Genomic DNA, 606 nt, shown 5'->3' with positions numbered 1-606 from the left:
ACGGGCAGCGCAAAAGCGACGGTTGCTTTCATCCAGCCAGGAAACGGTATCACAATCCCGCCCGGAAGACGAAAATCCTCTGGCATCATATACATGGCGATGAAGAGAATAACGAGCCAAGGCGAGTTTCTCAGGAGATGCGTCACCAAGCGCGCAATGGCTCTTACCGGCCAGAACAAGCTGATCTGCATGAGACCGAGCAGAATTCCGAGAACCGTCGCCAAAGCCATCGCTAAAAAACTCATATAGAGGTTCAGCAAAAAGCCACGCAAGATAAATGGAACCCACCCGAAAAGTGTCTCGACTGCGGTCGGCGTTCCGGCACTCATTGTTTGCGCATAAGCAACACACAATGATCCGAAAAACATTGCAACGAGAACAATTCCGTATCGCAACGACAGAGCGGTAGAGAATGCCGTTACGCCGTAGTGCGAAGGAACGATTGTGAAAGCGCGCTTATTCATGTCCATACCCCGGTAATGCCAAACGGCGTTCGAGAGCGTGGAGGCCCCAGGCGAGAATACTCACGACCGCGACATAGAACACAAAAAGCACGAGGATCATCTCAGGCACGTTGATGTTGTCCGACCAAACCTGATTGAGGAC

At 51.8% G+C, this 606-nt stretch carries 1 protein-coding gene; it reads right to left on the bottom strand.

Annotated features, from left to right (window positions below):
• Positions 1–464 (bottom strand): ABC transporter permease subunit (locus HWD97_RS24250; protein ID WP_371835808.1); only part of this gene is annotated, 464 nt, incomplete at its 3' end.
• Positions 465–606: the final 142 nt, after the last annotated feature.

The sequence above is a fragment of the Ochrobactrum sp. C6C9 genome, from assembly GCF_022627935.1.
Lineage (GTDB): Bacteria > Pseudomonadota > Alphaproteobacteria > Rhizobiales > Rhizobiaceae > Brucella > Brucella teleogrylli.
The sequence above is the reverse complement of the archived record's forward strand: the minus strand, read 5'-3'. Positions and strand labels throughout refer to the sequence as shown.